Annotated in this window: 17 protein-coding genes and 5 tRNA genes; 13 read left to right on the top strand and 9 right to left on the bottom strand. The window is 72.7% G+C overall.

Annotation, left to right across the window (positions count from 1 at the left end):
• Positions 1-131: 131 nt before the first annotated feature.
• Both cobA and ASD48_RS40665 read left to right on the top strand, forming a co-directional pair.
• Positions 132-1364, top strand: coding sequence for a uroporphyrinogen-III C-methyltransferase (gene cobA, locus ASD48_RS40670; RefSeq protein WP_057606956.1), 1233 nt, complete (start codon positions 132-134; stop codon positions 1362-1364).
• A 64-nt stretch (positions 1365-1428) separates the two neighbouring features.
• Positions 1429-2304 (top strand): RNA methyltransferase, encoded by an 876-nt coding sequence (locus tag ASD48_RS40665; protein ID WP_057606955.1) that lies wholly within the window; start codon positions 1429-1431, stop codon positions 2302-2304.
• A gap of 72 nt (positions 2305-2376) precedes the next feature.
• Here the strand turns inward: ASD48_RS40665 and ASD48_RS40660 are convergent, their stop codons facing one another.
• A complete protein-coding gene (locus tag ASD48_RS40660) occupies positions 2377-2718 on the bottom strand; it encodes a hypothetical protein (RefSeq protein WP_057606954.1) in 342 nt (113 codons plus the stop codon).
• Positions 2719-3104: 386 nt separating this feature from the next.
• Here ASD48_RS40660 and ASD48_RS40655 point away from each other — a divergent pair, with 386 nt between their 5' ends.
• The 3 genes from ASD48_RS40655 (at position 3105) to ASD48_RS40645 (ending at position 4948) form a co-directional block, all read left to right on the top strand.
• The gene (locus tag ASD48_RS40655; protein ID WP_057606953.1) at positions 3105-3545 is read left to right on the top strand and encodes an ATP-binding protein; all 441 of its coding nucleotides are present in this window, start codon (positions 3105-3107) and stop codon (positions 3543-3545) included.
• Between the two features lie 87 nt (positions 3546-3632).
• Entirely contained in the window at positions 3633-4199 is a 567-nt protein-coding gene (gene sigK, locus ASD48_RS40650; protein WP_057606952.1) for an ECF RNA polymerase sigma factor SigK, read from the top strand.
• The gene (locus ASD48_RS40645; RefSeq protein WP_057606951.1) at positions 4196-4948 is read left to right on the top strand and encodes an anti-sigma factor; all 753 of its coding nucleotides are present in this window, start codon (positions 4196-4198) and stop codon (positions 4946-4948) included. Before sigK ends, ASD48_RS40645 begins: the two co-directional genes overlap by 4 nt.
• 42 nt (positions 4949-4990) lie before the next feature.
• On the opposite strand, the gene ASD48_RS40640 is transcribed toward ASD48_RS40645, so the two are convergent.
• On the bottom strand, positions 4991-6352 hold the full coding sequence (locus tag ASD48_RS40640) for a serine/threonine-protein kinase (RefSeq protein ID WP_057606950.1): 1362 nt from the start codon (positions 6350-6352) through the stop codon (positions 4991-4993).
• Positions 6353-6964: 612 nt separating this feature from the next.
• On the opposite strand from ASD48_RS40640, the gene ASD48_RS40635 reads away from it, so the two are divergent.
• The 3 genes from ASD48_RS40635 to ASD48_RS40625 all read left to right on the top strand — a co-directional run bounded on the left by ASD48_RS40635 (position 6965) and on the right by ASD48_RS40625 (position 8831).
• Positions 6965-7159, top strand: coding sequence for a hypothetical protein (locus tag ASD48_RS40635; RefSeq protein ID WP_054239472.1), 195 nt, complete (start codon positions 6965-6967; stop codon positions 7157-7159).
• A 355-nt stretch (positions 7160-7514) separates the two neighbouring features.
• Positions 7515-8450 carry an aminoglycoside phosphotransferase family protein gene (locus ASD48_RS40630; protein ID WP_057606949.1) on the top strand — a complete coding sequence of 312 codons (936 nt, stop codon included), beginning with the start codon at positions 7515-7517 and terminating at the stop codon, positions 8448-8450.
• Positions 8451-8531: 81 nt separating this feature from the next.
• Positions 8532-8831 carry a zf-TFIIB domain-containing protein gene (locus ASD48_RS40625; protein WP_057606948.1) on the top strand — a complete coding sequence of 100 codons (300 nt, stop codon included), beginning with the start codon at positions 8532-8534 and terminating at the stop codon, positions 8829-8831.
• Between the two features lie 56 nt (positions 8832-8887).
• Here ASD48_RS40625 and ASD48_RS40620 read toward each other — a convergent pair.
• From ASD48_RS40620 to ASD48_RS40600, 5 genes are all read right to left on the bottom strand, one after another.
• Positions 8888-8959: transfer RNA gene (locus ASD48_RS40620), tRNA-Val, on the bottom strand.
• Positions 8960-8993: 34 nt separating this feature from the next.
• A tRNA-Val gene (locus tag ASD48_RS40615) sits at positions 8994-9065 on the bottom strand.
• 26 nt (positions 9066-9091) lie between these two features.
• Positions 9092-9163: transfer RNA gene (locus ASD48_RS40610), tRNA-Val, on the bottom strand.
• A 1-nt stretch (position 9164) separates the two neighbouring features.
• Positions 9165-9238, bottom strand: a tRNA-Cys gene (locus ASD48_RS40605).
• 46 nt (positions 9239-9284) lie between these two features.
• A tRNA-Gly gene (locus ASD48_RS40600) sits at positions 9285-9357 on the bottom strand.
• Positions 9358-9546: 189 nt separating this feature from the next.
• On the opposite strand from ASD48_RS40600, the gene ASD48_RS40595 reads away from it, so the two are divergent.
• The 3 genes from ASD48_RS40595 to ASD48_RS40585 all read left to right on the top strand — a co-directional run bounded on the left by ASD48_RS40595 (position 9547) and on the right by ASD48_RS40585 (position 12351).
• Entirely contained in the window at positions 9547-10599 is a 1053-nt protein-coding gene (locus ASD48_RS40595) for a chorismate-binding protein (RefSeq protein WP_057607058.1), read from the top strand.
• On the top strand, positions 10596-11417 hold the full coding sequence (locus ASD48_RS40590) for an aminodeoxychorismate lyase (RefSeq protein WP_057606947.1): 822 nt from the start codon (positions 10596-10598) through the stop codon (positions 11415-11417). The genes ASD48_RS40595 and ASD48_RS40590 overlap by 4 nt, the downstream gene beginning before the upstream one ends.
• 109 nt (positions 11418-11526) lie before the next feature.
• Positions 11527-12351 (top strand): GNAT family N-acetyltransferase, encoded by an 825-nt coding sequence (locus ASD48_RS40585; RefSeq protein ID WP_199876201.1) that lies wholly within the window; start codon positions 11527-11529, stop codon positions 12349-12351.
• 18 nt (positions 12352-12369) lie between these two features.
• On the opposite strand, the gene ASD48_RS40580 is transcribed toward ASD48_RS40585, so the two are convergent.
• Complete coding sequence (locus ASD48_RS40580; RefSeq protein ID WP_057606946.1) at positions 12370-12918, bottom strand: DsbA family protein; 549 nt, start codon at positions 12916-12918, stop codon at positions 12370-12372.
• A 264-nt stretch (positions 12919-13182) separates the two neighbouring features.
• Here ASD48_RS40580 and ASD48_RS40575 point away from each other — a divergent pair, with 264 nt between their 5' ends.
• Together ASD48_RS40575 and ASD48_RS44980 are read left to right on the top strand one after the other, a co-directional pair.
• Positions 13183-13629 carry a hypothetical protein gene (locus tag ASD48_RS40575; protein ID WP_057606945.1) on the top strand — a complete coding sequence of 149 codons (447 nt, stop codon included), beginning with the start codon at positions 13183-13185 and terminating at the stop codon, positions 13627-13629.
• A 181-nt stretch (positions 13630-13810) separates the two neighbouring features.
• Positions 13811-13963 carry a hypothetical protein gene (locus ASD48_RS44980; RefSeq protein WP_020128804.1) on the top strand — a complete coding sequence of 51 codons (153 nt, stop codon included), beginning with the start codon at positions 13811-13813 and terminating at the stop codon, positions 13961-13963.
• 171 nt (positions 13964-14134) lie between these two features.
• On the opposite strand, the gene ASD48_RS40570 is transcribed toward ASD48_RS44980, so the two are convergent.
• A complete protein-coding gene (locus ASD48_RS40570) occupies positions 14135-14695 on the bottom strand; it encodes a CGNR zinc finger domain-containing protein (protein WP_057606944.1) in 561 nt (186 codons plus the stop codon).
• Between the last annotated feature and the right edge of the window lie 5 nt (positions 14696-14700).

Here is a 14700-nt window from a genome sequence, read left to right as displayed (position 1 = left end):
GGGGGCACGCGCTTGTGCTGCCCCCGGCCCCGCCGCATGCTGAAGTCACCTCTAAAATGCGCACGTCAGGGCCGCTCCAGAGCCGCAGCGCCCACCCTCTGCTCTCTGCCCGTACGAGGAGCCGCACCCTCATGGCCGAACACCCCGCCTACCCCGTAGGCCTCCGTCTCGCCGGCCGCAGGGTCGTCGTCCTCGGCGGCGGCCAGGTCGCCCAGCGCCGACTCCCCGCGCTGATAGCGGCAGGCGCCGACGTCCACCTCGTGTCCCCCGCGGCGACGCCCTCGGTGGAAGCGATGGCGGACACGGGCGAGATCACCTGGTCGAAGCGCCCGTACGCCGAGGGTGACCTCGCCGATGCCTGGTACGCCCTCATCGCCACGAGCGACCCCGAGGCGAACGGCCGGGCCTCCGCCGAAGCCGAGGCGCACCGCGTCTGGTGCGTCCGCTCCGACGACGCCGACGCCGCGACCGCCTGGACCCCGGCGACCGGCCACAGCGAGGGGGTCACGGTCGCCGTGCTCACCACCGACGCCCGCGGCCGCGACCCGCGCCACACCGCCGCCATCCGCGACGCGGTCGTCGAGGGGCTGCGCGACGGCACCCTCGTCGCCCCTCACCACCGCACCCGGACCCCCGGTGTCGCGCTGGTCGGCGGCGGTCCCGGCGACCCGGATCTGATCACGGTCCGCGGGCGGCGCCTCCTCGCCGAGGCGGACGTCGTCATCGCGGACCGGCTCGGCCCGCGCGACCTGCTGGCCGAACTCCCGCCGCATGTCGAGGTGATCGACGCCGCGAAGATCCCCTACGGCCGGTTCATGGCCCAGGAGGCCATCAACAACGCGCTGATCGAGCACGCCAAGCAGGGCAAGTCGGTCGTCCGCCTCAAGGGCGGCGACCCGTACGTCTTCGGCCGAGGCATGGAGGAGCTCCAGGCCCTCGCGGAGGCCGGCATCGCCTGCACGGTGGTGCCGGGCATCTCCAGCTCGATCTCGGTGCCCGGCGCGGCCGGCATCCCGGTCACCCACCGGGGCGTCGCCCATGAGTTCACGGTGGTCAGCGGGCATGTCGCTCCCGATGACGAGCGGTCCCTGGTCGACTGGCCCTCCCTCGCGAAGCTCACCGGCACCCTGGTGATCCTCATGGGCGTCGACAAGATCGGGAAGATCGCCGAGACGCTCGTCGCGCACGGCAAGTCGCCCGACACCCCGGTCGCCCTCGTCCAGGAGGGCACGACGGCCGCCCAGCGCCGGGTGGACGCGACGCTCGCCACGGTCGCCGAGGAGGTCCGTACGCAGGAGGTCAGGCCTCCCGCGGTGATCGTCGTCGGCGCGGTCGTCGCCGTCGGCTCGCGGAGCTCCGAGTAACCGCGGGTAACACAACCGTTCCGAGCCGTTGGCACCACACCCAGGACAAGGCAGTATCACCCCTGTGGCCGATCTCATCACCGTTGAGGACCCCGACGACCCGCGCCTGCGCGACTACACCGGCCTGACCGACGTCGAGCTGCGCCGCAAGCGCGAGCCCGCCGAGGGCCTGTTCATCGCCGAGGGCGAGAAGGTCATCCGCCGGGCCAAGGACGCCGGGTACGAGATGCGCTCGATGCTGCTCTCCGCCAAGTGGGTCGACGTCATGCGCGATGTCATCGACGAGCTCCCGGCGCCGGTCTACGCCGTCAGCCCGGAGCTCGCCGAACGGGTCACCGGCTATCACGTCCACCGCGGCGCGCTGGCCTCCATGCAGCGCAAACCGCTGCCGGACGCCGCCGAACTCCTCCAGGCCGCCCGCCGGACCGCCGTCCCGGGGCCGGCCGGCGACCACCTCGTGGAACCACCGGACGACGCGGGTCAGCGCGTCGCCGTCTTCGAGGGATTCGTCGATCACGCTAACCTCGGGGCCGCCTTCCGCAGTGCCGCCGCACTGGGCATCAAGGCGATCCTGCTCTCACCGGACTGCGCCGACCCCCTCTACCGGCGGGCGATCAAGGTGTCGATGGGTGCCGTCTTCTCGGTTCCCTACGCCCGGTTCGACGCCTGGCCGGCCGGGCTCGACGTCGTGCGCGACGCCGGGTACGACATCCTCGCCATGACGCCGGACGAGAAGGCGACCCCGCTCGACGAGCTGAACCCGGCACGCTTCGAGAAGAGCGCCATCATGCTGGGCTCGGAGGGACACGGACTCTCCACGTACGCCCTGCGGGCGGCGGACGAATGGGTGCGCATCCCCATGTCCGCCGGGATCGACTCCCTCAACGTGGCGGCCGCCTCCGCCGTCGCGTTCTACGCGACCCGGCCCAGGTTCTCCTGAGGGCCCTACCCGGTCGTGGAGCGAGGGCCGGACGGCATGGTGCCTCCGGCCCTCACCCGCGCACGGCCGCCGTCAGCGGTGGTGGCACTCCCAGTGCCCCTTGACCCACTGGTGGTCCCAGTGGCCGGGAACGTAGACCCACTTGTAGGTGTAGTGGTTCTCCCAGTGGCCGTGGTGCCAGGTCTTGTGATGGACCCGCTTCTTCTCCCAGTGACCCTTCACCCACTTCTTCTCCCAGTGGCCCTTCACCCAGTGGCACTTACCGTCGTGGTCGGTGGTCACCACGGTCGAGGCGGAAGCGGGAGCGGGGGCCGCGGTCGCCGCACCGGACATGCCCAGCACGGCCCCTCCGGCCAGTAGGCCCGTCGCGGCGGCTCCGGCCACCAGGCGGCGGGCTCGCAGGAAAGCGGTCATCGGACACATCTCCCTTGAACGTCGAGCGAAGAGCACATGCGAGGAGGTCACGCGACTCCCGTGCACCGGTCGCGCCGATGGCGTGGTGCGGATCCGGAGTAGGGATCCGGGAGGAACGACGTTCCCTGTCCCGCTGTGCCGGACGCGGAGGATTCGGACCCGGAAGCCGGACGGATGACGACAAAGCGGAAAAAATGTCGGAGCGGCATAAAGGTCGCGGCGACGCAAGGCCGAGGACCTCCCCGCGGAACGCGCGGACCCCCGTTCGCCCGGCCGGGTGAGAACCTGAGGCTTTCGGGTAGAGCACGGCGGCATCCGTGTGCGGTGCGGCTACGAATCCCCTGCGAACACAACACGTCCCCGACGCTCGTTCCAGGGGAGCCCTCATGTCCACCACCACGTCACCGCCGACGGCACCGCCGACGACGGCGCGCTGTGCCGTCGCCCTGCCGCACTCCCGGCGGGCCCCGTCCCTCGCCCGTCAGGTCAGTGAGAGCTGGCTGAAGGCGACCGACCCGGTCGATCGCGTGCCGGACGCGGTCCTCGTCGTCTCCGAACTCGTGACCAACGCGGTCCGCCATACCCGCGGCCCCTGCCGGCTGACGCTGACGATGCGCGACGGCCGGCTGGACATCGCCGTCGCCGACCACAGCGAGGAGCTCCCCGAACTCCACCGCCGCTCGGACGGCGACGAGCGCGGCGGCTTCGGCATGGGGGTCATCCGCGGACTGGGCGGACAGATCCGGCTGGTCCCCGCCATCGGCGGCAAGACCGTACACGTCCTGCTCGACCTGAGATCCGCGCGCGCCCCGTCCCCGGAGCGGTGAGGAGCCACCCGGTGCAGGTCTCTTCCCTCCGCACACGCCGTGGGCGGGCCGTCCGAACCCAGCACGAGGCACGAGGGGAGCAGGGCTTTGCCGCACAGCTTCGATCCGGACGCCCGAGTGGAGGACCTGCTGGCCCGGGTGGCGGGTGGCGACCATGACGCGTTCACCGGCGTCTACGACGCGCTGTCCGGCAGTGTCATGGGACTGGCGTGCCGGATCCTGAGGGACGTCGCGCAGGCCGAGGAGGTGACCCAGGAGGTCATGATCGAGGTCTGGCGCACCGCGGGCCGCTACAGCCCCGAGCGGGGAACGGCGAAGGCCTGGGTCCTCACCGTGGCCCACCGCCGGGCGGTGGACCGGGTACGCGCCGCGCAGGCGGGCTCGGCTCGCGAACACCGCACGGTCACCCTCGAACCGCAGCGGCCCTTCGACGAGGTGGCCGAGATCGTCCAGGACCACGACGAGCAGCGGCGGCTCCACCGCTGTCTCACCGCGCTGGCCCGCCAGGAGCGCGTGCCGCTGATGCTGGCCTACTACCAGGGCCTGACCTACCTCGAGGTCGCCGACGCACTGTCCACCCCCGAAGGAACGGTCAAGTCCCGAATGCGCGCGGGGCTCCGGCGACTGCGCGCCTGTCTGGAGGCCGACGCATGACACCTGAGGAGGACCGCCACCTGGCCGTCGGCGCGTATGTGCTGTACGCCCTGCCGCCCGCCGAGGAGTCCGCGTTCGAGAACCATCTCGCCGGTTGCGAGGAGTGCCGGCGGGAGGCGGCCGGTCTCCTCGAGACCACCGCCCGGCTCGGCGCCTCGGTGCAGAACGTCCCGGTGACAGCGCAGGCGCGGGCCCGCACCCTCCAGGCCGTCGCCCACACCCGTCAGGACCAGGTCCCGCACCGCTCACGGGCCCCCGCGCACCGGGTGCTGCGCTTCGCGCTCGCCGCGAGCATCGCGGCGGCCGCCGCGCTCGGCGGCATCGCCGTCCGGCAGCACGTGGAGGCGGACGACGCGCGTACCCGGGCGGCCCTGGCCGAGCAGCAGGCCCGCACCGCGGGCGCCGCGATCACGGAGGTCCTCACCGCACCCGACGCCACCGTCCACACCGGAAAACTGACCGGCGGGACCGCCGCCGCCGTCGTGGTCTCCCTCGACGAGGCGCGGGCGGTCTTCGCCGCCTACGGTCTTCCCGCCCTGACCGGGGGCAAGGTCTACGAGCTCTGGTACGCGGCCGAGGCGGGCGACGTCCGCCCGGCGGGCCTGGTGACCGGCAGCGCGCCGAACGGCTCCCACGTCCTGAAGGGATCGCCCGCCGACGCCGTCGCCGTGGGAATCACCGTCGAACCGGCCGGCGGCTCACCGCAGCCCACCACCGAGCCCCTGGGCATCATCCCCATCACCGCCTGACGCGGTCCCGGCCCCCTCCCCGGCGGCCGGTTCAGCTCCGGCTCAGTCCCCGAGCGGATCGCCCGGCTGCGGACGGAGGTGCTGCTGTTCCTGCCGTACGACGCCCTCGCCGCCGCCGAGCCCGCGCGCCGGCCCCTGGCAGCCCTGGACGACGGCGATGCCGAGCGCGACCAGCACGGTCACCACGACGAACACGAACAGCCGCTGGCGCAGCAGCCGCGGATTGGCGGGCCGCCGCCCGGTTCCCGTGGTCCTCGGCCCCGGGCGCCGGGCACCGCCACGGGACGCGGGCCGGTTGCCGCTGCCGGGGCGGGTGTTGCGCGAGGGGGCGGGCCGGGCCCCCGACCGCGACGACGAGGCACCGCCGCCCCGTACGGCATTGCCGCCGCGAGCCGGCGCTCCGCCCCGCGAGGGGACCGAACCACGCGCGGGCGGCGCCCCGTTCCGCGGCGGCGGAGTACCGGGTCCGGCCTGCTGGCGCAGCGTGCGCTCGGGGTGACCGGGGTCGGAGAGCCGCCCCGTCGGACGATCCGCCTCGGCGGCGCGGGGACCCGGAGGACGCGCGTCCGCCAGTCCCTGGGCCTCCCGGGTGGCGATCTCCTTCAGACGCAGGGAGAGATCGAGGGTGCTGGGCCGCTCCTCCGGGTCCTTCGCCAGACAGGCGCGCACCAGCGGGGCCAGCGCGTCCGGCACACCGTGCAGGTGCGGCTCCTCGTGCACCACGCGGTACAGCATCACCTCGGAACTGCCGTGGCCGAAGGGTGAATCGGCCGTCGAGGCGTAGGCGAGCGTGGCGCCGAGCGAGAACACGTCGGTGGCCGGGGTGACCAGCGCCCCGCGCACCTGCTCGGGCGCGAGGAAGCCGGGGGAGCCGACCGCCGTGCCGACGTGCGTCAGCGTGGAGGCACCCGTCGCCCAGGCGATGCCGAAGTCGATGATCCGCGGGCCCTTGGGGGAGAGCAGGATGTTGGAGGGCTTCAGGTCCCGGTGCACGACCCCGGCCTCGTGGACGGCGACCAGCCCTTCCGACAGCGCGGCTCCGATCGAGGCCAGTTCGGCGGCCCCGAGCGGCCCCTCGTCGTTGACCTTGTCGTGGAGGGAGGGTCCCGGCACGTACTGGGTGGCGAACCACGGCCGCTCGGCGTCCAGATCCGCCGCGACCAGCCGCGCGGTGCAGCCGCCCCGGATCCGCCGGGCCGCCGAGACCTCGCGCGCGAACCGCGACCGGAACTCCTGGTCCTCCGCGAGATCGGGCCGGATCACCTTCAGCGCGACCCGCTGCCCCTTCTTGTCGGAACCCAGGTAGACGACGCCCATCCCACCCGCGCCGAGCCGTCGGTGAAGCCTGAACGAGCCGACGACGCGCGGGTCCTCGCGCCTCAGGCGCATCATCGCCATGTTCATCCCCGCTGCCCGGTCCGTGTGACGTGGCACAGCTTACGTTTCCACGGCCGTTCGCGCGCAGAGGCCGCGCCCTCTCGTACCGATGGATTGTCGGTGCCCGGCGGCGAATGTGAAGGGTGCTCAGAGACCCGTCGGACAGGCCTGCCTTGGCCATCGCTCCGCCCCAACCACCCTTTCCGGACAGTGGATTGATCCAGTGACAGATGACCGCTCGCGAACCGGCGCCGACGCCGGCGACCGGAGCCGGACCCGGGGGGTGACGGCCCGCCGGGCGGCCCGGCGAGGGGTGGCGGCGGCACGGCGGAGGGCGGCGGAGTGAGCGAAGTCACGGCCCGGGGCCCTGCCCCACGCCCCGATGCGGAGCGGGTGTCCGGACCGGACCGGAGAGCCCCTCCGGGAAGACCCTGAGACCTAGGACCATCTCTCCACCCAGGGGAGTACTTCGCAGGTCATGGCTCATCCTCCGGGAGGCCCGGCAATCGGTACGAGGGCATGACGCCCGGCGGCCGTCCCGCGCCTAGATTTGAGGTCAAGCGGCGGGTGCAGCACTCGTCCCCCGAGGTCAGACACCCGCCGCTGCCAACGACAACTGATCAGGTCAGGAGAGGGACCATGGCTCTTACGGCACCGCGGACGATGATCCGCGCACAGGGACGCGGTACGCGCCCTCGTCGCACGGGCCGCCGCCACCCCCTGGTGGCGACGCTGATGGCCCTTCCCCTGGCGGTCCTGCTCCTCGTCGTCTTCGACGGCTGGGAGACGGTGGCCACACAGGCGTCGTCCGTGGGAGTGATGCTGGGGCGCTGAGCGGCGACCCCAGGCCCGGAAGAGCGGTCCGGGCGGGGACATCCACCCATGAAACCCCGTGGGGACGGGGGTGCGGCGGACGGCAAAAAATGCAGGCGCAGCTGGGGAGCTGCGCCTGCATTGCTTTTCCCGGCGCCCCGCGTCGCTTGCCCCGGTGCCCTGCGTCCCCTCTTCAGGCCGCCCGTGACCGAGATGCCCCTCGCCTCCGGTGCCTCCGGTGCTTTTCGACTTCGGCACCCCTCGCCTCCGGTGCTGCTCGCCTTCGGTGCTCCCCGCCTCCGGTGCCCCGCGACTCCGGTGACCCCGGCTGCGTACCCTCTCGGGAAGACCCGCACTCCGCCGCCCAGGGAGCCTCGTGACCGCCCACCCCCTGCTCACCGAGCTCTCCCGCCGAGCCGGAGCCAAGGCGCACGAGGGCACGCCGTCCTGTCCCTGCGGCGCGGCCACCCTCGCCGACCGCCCCGACGCCACCGTCGTCCGGCATGCCGACACCGTCGCGAAGGCGCACGCCCCCGACACCGACCCGGCCGGACTGGCCCCGCGCCTCACCCTCGCCGCCCGGCTCCCCGGCATCCTCCTCCCGCCGCTCGCACCGGCCCCGGCCGTGCTCCACGGCCGTCTGGTGACCTTCTGGCCGTACGGCACCCCGGTGGACCCGGACGATCCCGACCTGGCCCCCTGGGAGGCCGCGGGCACCCTGCTCGCCCGGCTGCATCGCACCCCCGCTCCGGCCGGGCTGCCGGAGATGCGCGGTCCCGCCAAGGCCGCCCACGCCGTGGCCCGCCTCCGGGCGGCCGGGCCCCACCCCGCCGTCGCCCCCGTCCTGGGCGCCTGGCACGCGCTGCCGGCCTGGGCCCGCGCCGAAGCCCCCATGCCCGACACCGCCACCCTCTGTCACGGCGACCTCCACCTCGGCCAGCTCGTCCGCCATCCGGCACCCGACGGGCCCTGGCGCCTGATCGACGTCGACGATGTCGGCGTCGGCGTACCGGCCTGGGATCTCGCCCGCCCCGCCGCCTGGTACGCCTGCGGTCTCCTCCCGCCCGAGGAGTGGACCCGCTTCCTCACCGCCTACCGCGCCCGGGGCGGGCCCGCCGTCCCCCTGGACGGCGACCCCTGGGCAGCCCTCGACGTCCCGGCACGCGCACTCACGGTGCAGACCGCGGCACGTTCTGTCACGAAGTCGCTCGCGGAGGGCCGGGCCCTCGACGAGGTCGAGCGGTGCCTTGTCGACGCCTGTGCCCGAATGGGTTCCGTCCCCCCGCAGTTGACGGCCGGCCGGGCGAAGTAGGGTGCAACCGACCGCAGCCGGACAGTGTCTGTCCTGGCGGTACGCGAAACAGCACCGACCGGCGAGGAGTTGAGCCGAACCATGCAGTGCCCGAAGTGTCACGCTCAGATGCACACGTACAACCGCAACGGCGTCCAGATCGAACAGTGCAGCAACTGCCGCGGGATCTTCCTCGACTACGGCGAGCTGGAGGCGCTGACCCGCCTGGAGTCCCAGTGGTCCCAGCCGGGCCCGCCGCCGCCGGCCGCCCCGCAGGCGTACCCCCAGGCCGCTCCGGCCGCGCCCGCCTGGGGTGCCCCGCAGGGCGGCGGTCACTACGGCGGCCACCACGGCGGGCACCACCGCCAGAAGGGCTTCGGCCGGATGCTGTTCTCCAGCTGAACCGGTAACGACAAGAAGCCCCCGACCGCGAAGGCGGCCGGGGGCTTCTTGATGTGTGGACGATACTGGGATTGAACCAGTGACCTCTTCCGTGTCAGGGAAGCGCTCTCCCGCTGAGCTAATCGTCCTCGGGACCACGACCCGAGGGGCGTGTGCGGTGCGTGCGCGATACTGGGATTGAACCAGTGACCTCTTCCGTGTCAGGGAAGCGCTCTCCCGCTGAGCTAATCGCGCGGGTTCGGATCTTCGAACAGATCCAGTGGACGATACTGGGATTGAACCAGTGACCTCTTCCGTGTCAGGGAAGCGCTCTCCCGCTGAGCTAATCGTCCTTGGAGGTGGAGACGGGATTTGAACCCGTGTAGACGGCTTTGCAGGCCGTTGCCTCGCCTCTCGGCCACTCCACCAGGAGTGAGGGGGTTCGGGATGATCCCCCTCTTCCTGTTTTCTGCGAGCGGACGACCAGGTTCGAACTGGCGACCTCAACCTTGGCAAGGTTGCGCTCTACCAACTGAGCTACGTCCGCATGTCGTTTCGGTCGGCTCTCGCGTCCCGGCGACGTGTTGAACTCTAGCGGATACCCGGGCCAGTACAAAAACGCGTTTGTGCAGCGTGCTGCGCTGTGTCCACTCCCCGACCTGGTCAGGGCCCCCGGCCGGGGCATGTGGGGCCTGCCCGGACCACCTCTCGGGTGACCCGCCATACACTCGACCACGTGCTCGACCTCCCTCCTCTCGCCCGTTTCGGCACCCGAGTCGCCACCGGCCTCCTCGATGTGACCAGCGATCCGGCCGCGCTCGAAGCCGCCGGTTTCTGGGCCGTGTGTGCCGACTTCGAGGGCCGTCCGGTCTGCGCGCGTTTCGCCGACGTGCGCGAGGAGCCGGTGCCCGCTCCCGTGCCCGGCGCATGGCGCGGGCCCTCGGCCGGTGACTGGACGTCGTCCCTCGACCGCGCCGCGTACACGGCGGGTGTGCGTCGCATCCGGGAGCACATCGCGGCCGGCCGGGTGTACCAGGCCAACCTGTGCCGGGTCCTGACGGCGCCGGTCGCGTCCGACGCCGACGTGGACGCGCTGACCGCCCTGCTGGCCCGGGGCAACCCGGCGCCGTACGCAGGAACGATTCGTCTCCCGGGGCACGGCATAGAGACGGCCACCGCGTCGCCCGAACTCTTCCTGCGCCGTGCCGGCCGGGTCGTCGAGTCCGGGCCCATCAAGGGCACCGGACGCACCGAGGCGGACCTCCTGGAGAAGGACTACGCCGAGAACGTGATGATCGTGGACCTCGTCCGCAACGACCTCGGTCAGGTCTGCGCCACCGGCAGCGTGAGCGTCCCCGACCTGTGCGCCGTGGAGAAGCACCCCGGTCTGGTCCACCTCGTGTCCACGGTCCGCGGCGAGCTGCGCGACGGCGCCGGCTGGCCGGAGCTGCTCGACGCGGCCTTCCCTCCCGGATCGGTCACCGGCGCCCCCAAGTCCAGCGCCCTGCGGATCATCGACGCGCTGGAGACGGCACCGCGCGGCCCGTACTGCGGCGGCATCGGCTGGGTCGACGCCGACCGGGGGACCGGCGAGCTGGCGGTCGGCATCCGCACCTTCTGGATCGACCGCGCCCCCGGGGGCGCGGCCGTACTGCGCTTCGGCACCGGCGCGGGCATCACCTGGGGCTCGGACCCCGAGGCCGAGTGGGAGGAGACCGAGCTGAAGGCCTCCCGGCTGCTCGCGGTAGCGTCGGGAACGTACGAGGCCGAAGGAGAGGGACTGACGTGAAGATCTGGCTCGACGGCGGGCTGCAGGACAGCGGGTCCGCCCGTGTCTCCGTCTTCGACCACGGACTGACCGTGGGCGACGGCATCTTCGAGACGGTGAAGGCGGTGGACGGCGTGACGTTCGCGCTGACCCGCCATCTCGACCGGCTGACCCGCTCCGCGCGCGGCCTCGGCCTGCCGGACCCCGACCACGACGAGGTCCGCCGCGCCTGCGCCGCCGTCCTCGAGGCCAACCCGATGCCGCTCGGCCGGCTGCGCATCACCTACACCGGCGGCCACGGCCCGCTCGGCTCCGACCGCGGCGAACACGGCCCCACCCTCGTCGTCGCCCTGGGGGAGACCACCCGCCGCGCCGATTCCACGGCCGTCGTCACGGTCCCCTGGACCCGCAACGAACGCGGCGCGCTCACCGGCCTGAAGACGACCTCGTACGCCGAGAACGTCGTCGCCCTGGCCCGCGCCCACCAACACGGTGCCACCGAGGCGCTGTTCGCCAACACGGTCGGGCAGCTCTGCGAGGGCACCGGGTCCAACGTGTTCGTCGTCCTGGACGGAGAGATCCACACCCCGCCGCTCGCCTCCGGCTGCCTCGCGGGCATCACGCGCGAGCTGACCGCCGAGTGGACCGGCGCCAAGGAGACCGACCTGCCGCTGGACGTGCTGGAGCGGGCCGAGGAGGTCTTCCTCACCTCCACGCTGCGGGACGTCCAGGCCGTTCACCGCGTCGACGACCGCGAACTGCCGGGCGCGCCGGGGCCGGTGACGGCCAAGGCGATGCGGATCTTCGCCGAGCGCGCCGCCGACGATCTCGATCCGTAGAGCCGCGTACCGCGTACGTCGTACCGAACCCGTGACCCCGCGGACCGCAGCCGCAAGGACCGGGAAAACAGGCTGACGTTGCTCGCCGGGGTTGGGTAGAAAGCCCCTGATGACCACGACCCTGCGGCCGACCGAGCCGCTTCAGCACGCCGCCGACGGGGCACTGTCACGCCACTACCAGGTGTGCGTGAACAGCCGTCCCGTCGGAGCGGTCCATCTCTCGACGTCCCCCGTGTTCGGCCCCCGCGTCGCCCGGATCGCCGACCTCCACATCGAGGAACCGGACCGCGGGCGCGGGCGGGGCACGGTGGCCGCGCTGGCCGCCGAAGAGGTGGCCCGGGGCTGGGGCTGCCGGCGGATCGAGCTCAGGGTGCCCGCCGACGCGGCGACGGCCCTGCGGATGGCGGTGGCCCTCGGCTACGTCCACCGCAACCGCGGCCTGGAGAAGGTTCTGGGTGCCACCGCTCCCCGGCTGCCCGAGGGCAGCCGGGGCAGGCCCATGACGGAGGCCGAGTACGTGCCCTGGTTCGAGCACGGCGTCGCGTCCTACGCCCAGGACTGGGCGGATCGCGGGGTGCCCGAGGACGAGGCGCGGGCCGGGTCGCGGCGGGACCACGAAATGCTGCTGCCGCAGGGCCGGGCGACGGAGAACATGCTGTTCAGCGTCCTGGAGCAGGAGGGCACCCGGGTCGGCACGCTCTGGGTGGCGATCGTCGGCGACAAGGCGTTCGTGTACGACGTCGAGACCGACGAGGCCTTCCGCGGCCGCGGCCACGGACGTTCGCTGATGCTGCTGGCCGAGGCCCAGGCGATCGCGGCGGACAAGCGCGTTCTCGGCCTCAACGTCTTCGCCGGCAACACCCCGGCCGAGCGGCTCTACGAGTCCCTCGGATATCTGCCCGTGGGTTACTCGATGTACAAGAACCTCGTCTGACGCGGCGCGGAGCCCGGCTCAGGCCTCTTCGGCCAGCAGCCGGTCGGCGATCTCCTCGATGCGCTCGCGCAGCCCGTCCTGGCTCTTGCCGCCGTCGAGACGTTCGCCGCCGATGACGTACGTCGGGGTGCCGGTGATGCCGATCGCCTTGCCCTCGGCCTGGTCCGCGTCCACGATCAGGATGTGCCGTCCGTCGATCAGGGCGGTGTCGAACTCCTCGGCGTCGAGACCGAGTTCACCGGCGACCTCGACCAGGAAGGGTTCTCCCCCACGGTCCAGCTCCTCGACCCGGGCCAGCACGGCCTCGACGTACGGCCATCCCTGCCCCTGTTCCAGGGCCTCCTCGGCGGCCTGCGCCGCGGCGAAGGCGTGCTTGTGCTTCTCCAGCGGGAAGTGCCGAAGCCGCAGCTCCAGCCGGTCGCCGTACCGCTCGCGCAGGGCGCGCAGGTCGTCGAGGGCGCCGCGGCAGTCCGGGCACTGGAGCTCGCACCAGACGTCGAGGACGACGGCGGGACGGGCGGCCGCAGGGCCGGAGGCGGAGGCGGAGGTCGGGGACGCGTCGTTCATGACGCCAGTCTTCCAGCCACTGCCCGGCCGCCCCAATCCGGACCTCCGCCCGCGGGGCACGGCGCTCCCCGCCGGACCGCGGGGGCTGGCCGGTGCGACACCTGCGGAGGAGCCGACCCGGAGATGTCCCTGATGTCCGGCCGGAACATGGCCCGCGAGCGGTGCGCAGGTGCAGGATGGAAGGGACGAGGCGCGGGGCCGCCGGCCCGCGGTGCCGAGTCGATGTGAACCTCTGCCCGAGCGATCCCACGCCTGGAGGACCGGATGATTGCCGAGACCGTCTGTTCCGCCGCCGCCGTGGCCGGCCTCGGCATCGCGGTGGTCACCGCGTACCGCAAGCGCTTCCTGGCGGCCGCCCGCATCGCCGCCTACGCCCTGGTGCCGCTGGGCCTCGTGATGACCGGCGTCGTCGAATGGGCCGCCGACACCGCCTTCAGCCCGACGGCCTGGGCGGGATTCGCCGTGCTCGGCGGGGCCTGGGCCCTGTTCGCCACCACTCGCACCGTGGAGCGCCGTCGCGGCGGCAGCCGCAAGGAGCGCAGAGCGGCGGCCCGCTCCGCGCAGGCCGAGGCGGTGGCCCCCGCCGCCTCCGCGCCCACCTTGGGCCAGGCCTCCCGGCCGGCGTCGCGTCCCGCGGCCGCACCCCGCGCGACCGGCGGCGCCGACGACTTCAGCGACATCGAGGCCATCCTGAAGAAGCACGGCATATGAGCCGAGGCCGATGAACCCCTGGCCACGGGGTGGCCCGGGTGCTTGAAACGACACAGTCGGCCTGCCTGTGCGCGGAAGTGATCACGGCAGGACATCGACGTCACGGAATACGGCGCACTCCCGCTCATTCCGGGCGCGTGATCGCGCGAGGGGCGTCACCTGCGTCATCATCGCCCGCGAGATGCTGGACACGACACAGAGCGACGCCGCGCCGCCGCAGGACGAGCCGCGCGGGTGCCTCTTCGCCCTTTCCCAGCCACCGCTGATGATCTTTCTAGCGGTGATCGGGTGTCTGCTGCTCATGGCTTCGCTGCATGATCTGCTGCTGCTCTGAGCCGTACCCGCGGTCCCCGGCGTCACCCGCCGGGGCCGCGTCGGCGTCGAACGACATCACGTGGCGTCGGGGGACATCAAGGGACGTCGTGGGGCATCGACGGCATCGACGGGCGTAGAGGAACCGCGAGAGGGATCGCGAGAGGGACCTGCCGCGCGGCGAGGCCGGCCGTCAGCCCGCCGCCTCCTTGCGGCGCGCCCGGTAGGCGGCCACGTGCAGGCGGTTGCCGCAGGTGCGGCTGTCGCAGTACCGGCGGGAGCGGTTGCGGGAGAGGTCGACGAAGGCGCGCCGGCAGTCCGGGGCCTCGCAGCGCCGGAGCCGCTCCTGCTCCCCGGCCACCACGAAGAACGCCAGGGCCATTCCGCAGTCGGCCGCCAGATGGTCGGCGACGGAGGCACCGGGCGCGAAGTAGTGCACATGCCAGTCGTAGCCGTCGTGATCCGTGAGGCGTGGCGTGGTGCCCGCGGCGGCGACCAGCTCGTTGATCAGCCCGGCGGCGGTCCGTGGGTCCGAAGCGGCGAAGATCCCGGCGAACCGCCCGCGGATCTTGCGTACCGCGGACAGGTCGAACTCGGACAGCACGCCGACGTCACTGATCTCGTGCTTTCGTACGAAATCCGCGAGGGCGGCGACATCCGGCAGCGCGTCCGGAGTCGAGTCGTCCTCCGGTGCGGTGTTCACCAGTTCCACCACGGCATCGAGCGCACACCGGGTGTCGTGGGTGATCAGCACATTTC

Origin of the sequence: Streptomyces sp. Root1310, assembly GCF_001426425.1 — a bacterium.
Taxonomy (GTDB): domain Bacteria; phylum Actinomycetota; class Actinomycetes; order Streptomycetales; family Streptomycetaceae; genus Streptomyces.
The sequence above is the reverse complement of the archived record's forward strand: the minus strand, read 5'-3'. Positions and strand labels throughout refer to the sequence as shown.

Excerpts from the sequence above, each read along its gene's own strand:
- ASD48_RS40635 (WP_054239472.1), top strand. The coding sequence starts at position 6,965 with ATGGCTCTTACGGCACCGCGGACGATGATCCGCGCACAGGGACGCGGT.
- ASD48_RS40625 (WP_057606948.1), top strand. The coding sequence starts at position 8,532 with ATGCAGTGCCCGAAGTGTCACGCTCAGATGCACACGTACAACCGCAAC.
- ASD48_RS40645 (WP_057606951.1), top strand. The coding sequence starts at position 4,196 with ATGACACCTGAGGAGGACCGCCACCTGGCCGTCGGCGCGTATGTGCTG.
- ASD48_RS40640 (WP_057606950.1), bottom strand. The coding sequence starts at position 6,352 with ATGAACATGGCGATGATGCGCCTGAGGCGCGAGGACCCGCGCGTCGTC.
- ASD48_RS40655 (WP_057606953.1), top strand. The coding sequence starts at position 3,105 with ATGTCCACCACCACGTCACCGCCGACGGCACCGCCGACGACGGCGCGC.
- cobA (WP_057606956.1), top strand. The coding sequence starts at position 132 with ATGGCCGAACACCCCGCCTACCCCGTAGGCCTCCGTCTCGCCGGCCGC.
- ASD48_RS40580 (WP_057606946.1), bottom strand. The coding sequence starts at position 12,918 with ATGAACGACGCGTCCCCGACCTCCGCCTCCGCCTCCGGCCCTGCGGCC.
- ASD48_RS40585 (WP_199876201.1), top strand. The coding sequence starts at position 11,527 with ATGACCACGACCCTGCGGCCGACCGAGCCGCTTCAGCACGCCGCCGAC.
- ASD48_RS40660 (WP_057606954.1), bottom strand. The coding sequence starts at position 2,718 with ATGACCGCTTTCCTGCGAGCCCGCCGCCTGGTGGCCGGAGCCGCCGCG.
- ASD48_RS44980 (WP_020128804.1), top strand. The coding sequence starts at position 13,811 with ATGCTGGACACGACACAGAGCGACGCCGCGCCGCCGCAGGACGAGCCG.
- ASD48_RS40575 (WP_057606945.1), top strand. The coding sequence starts at position 13,183 with ATGATTGCCGAGACCGTCTGTTCCGCCGCCGCCGTGGCCGGCCTCGGC.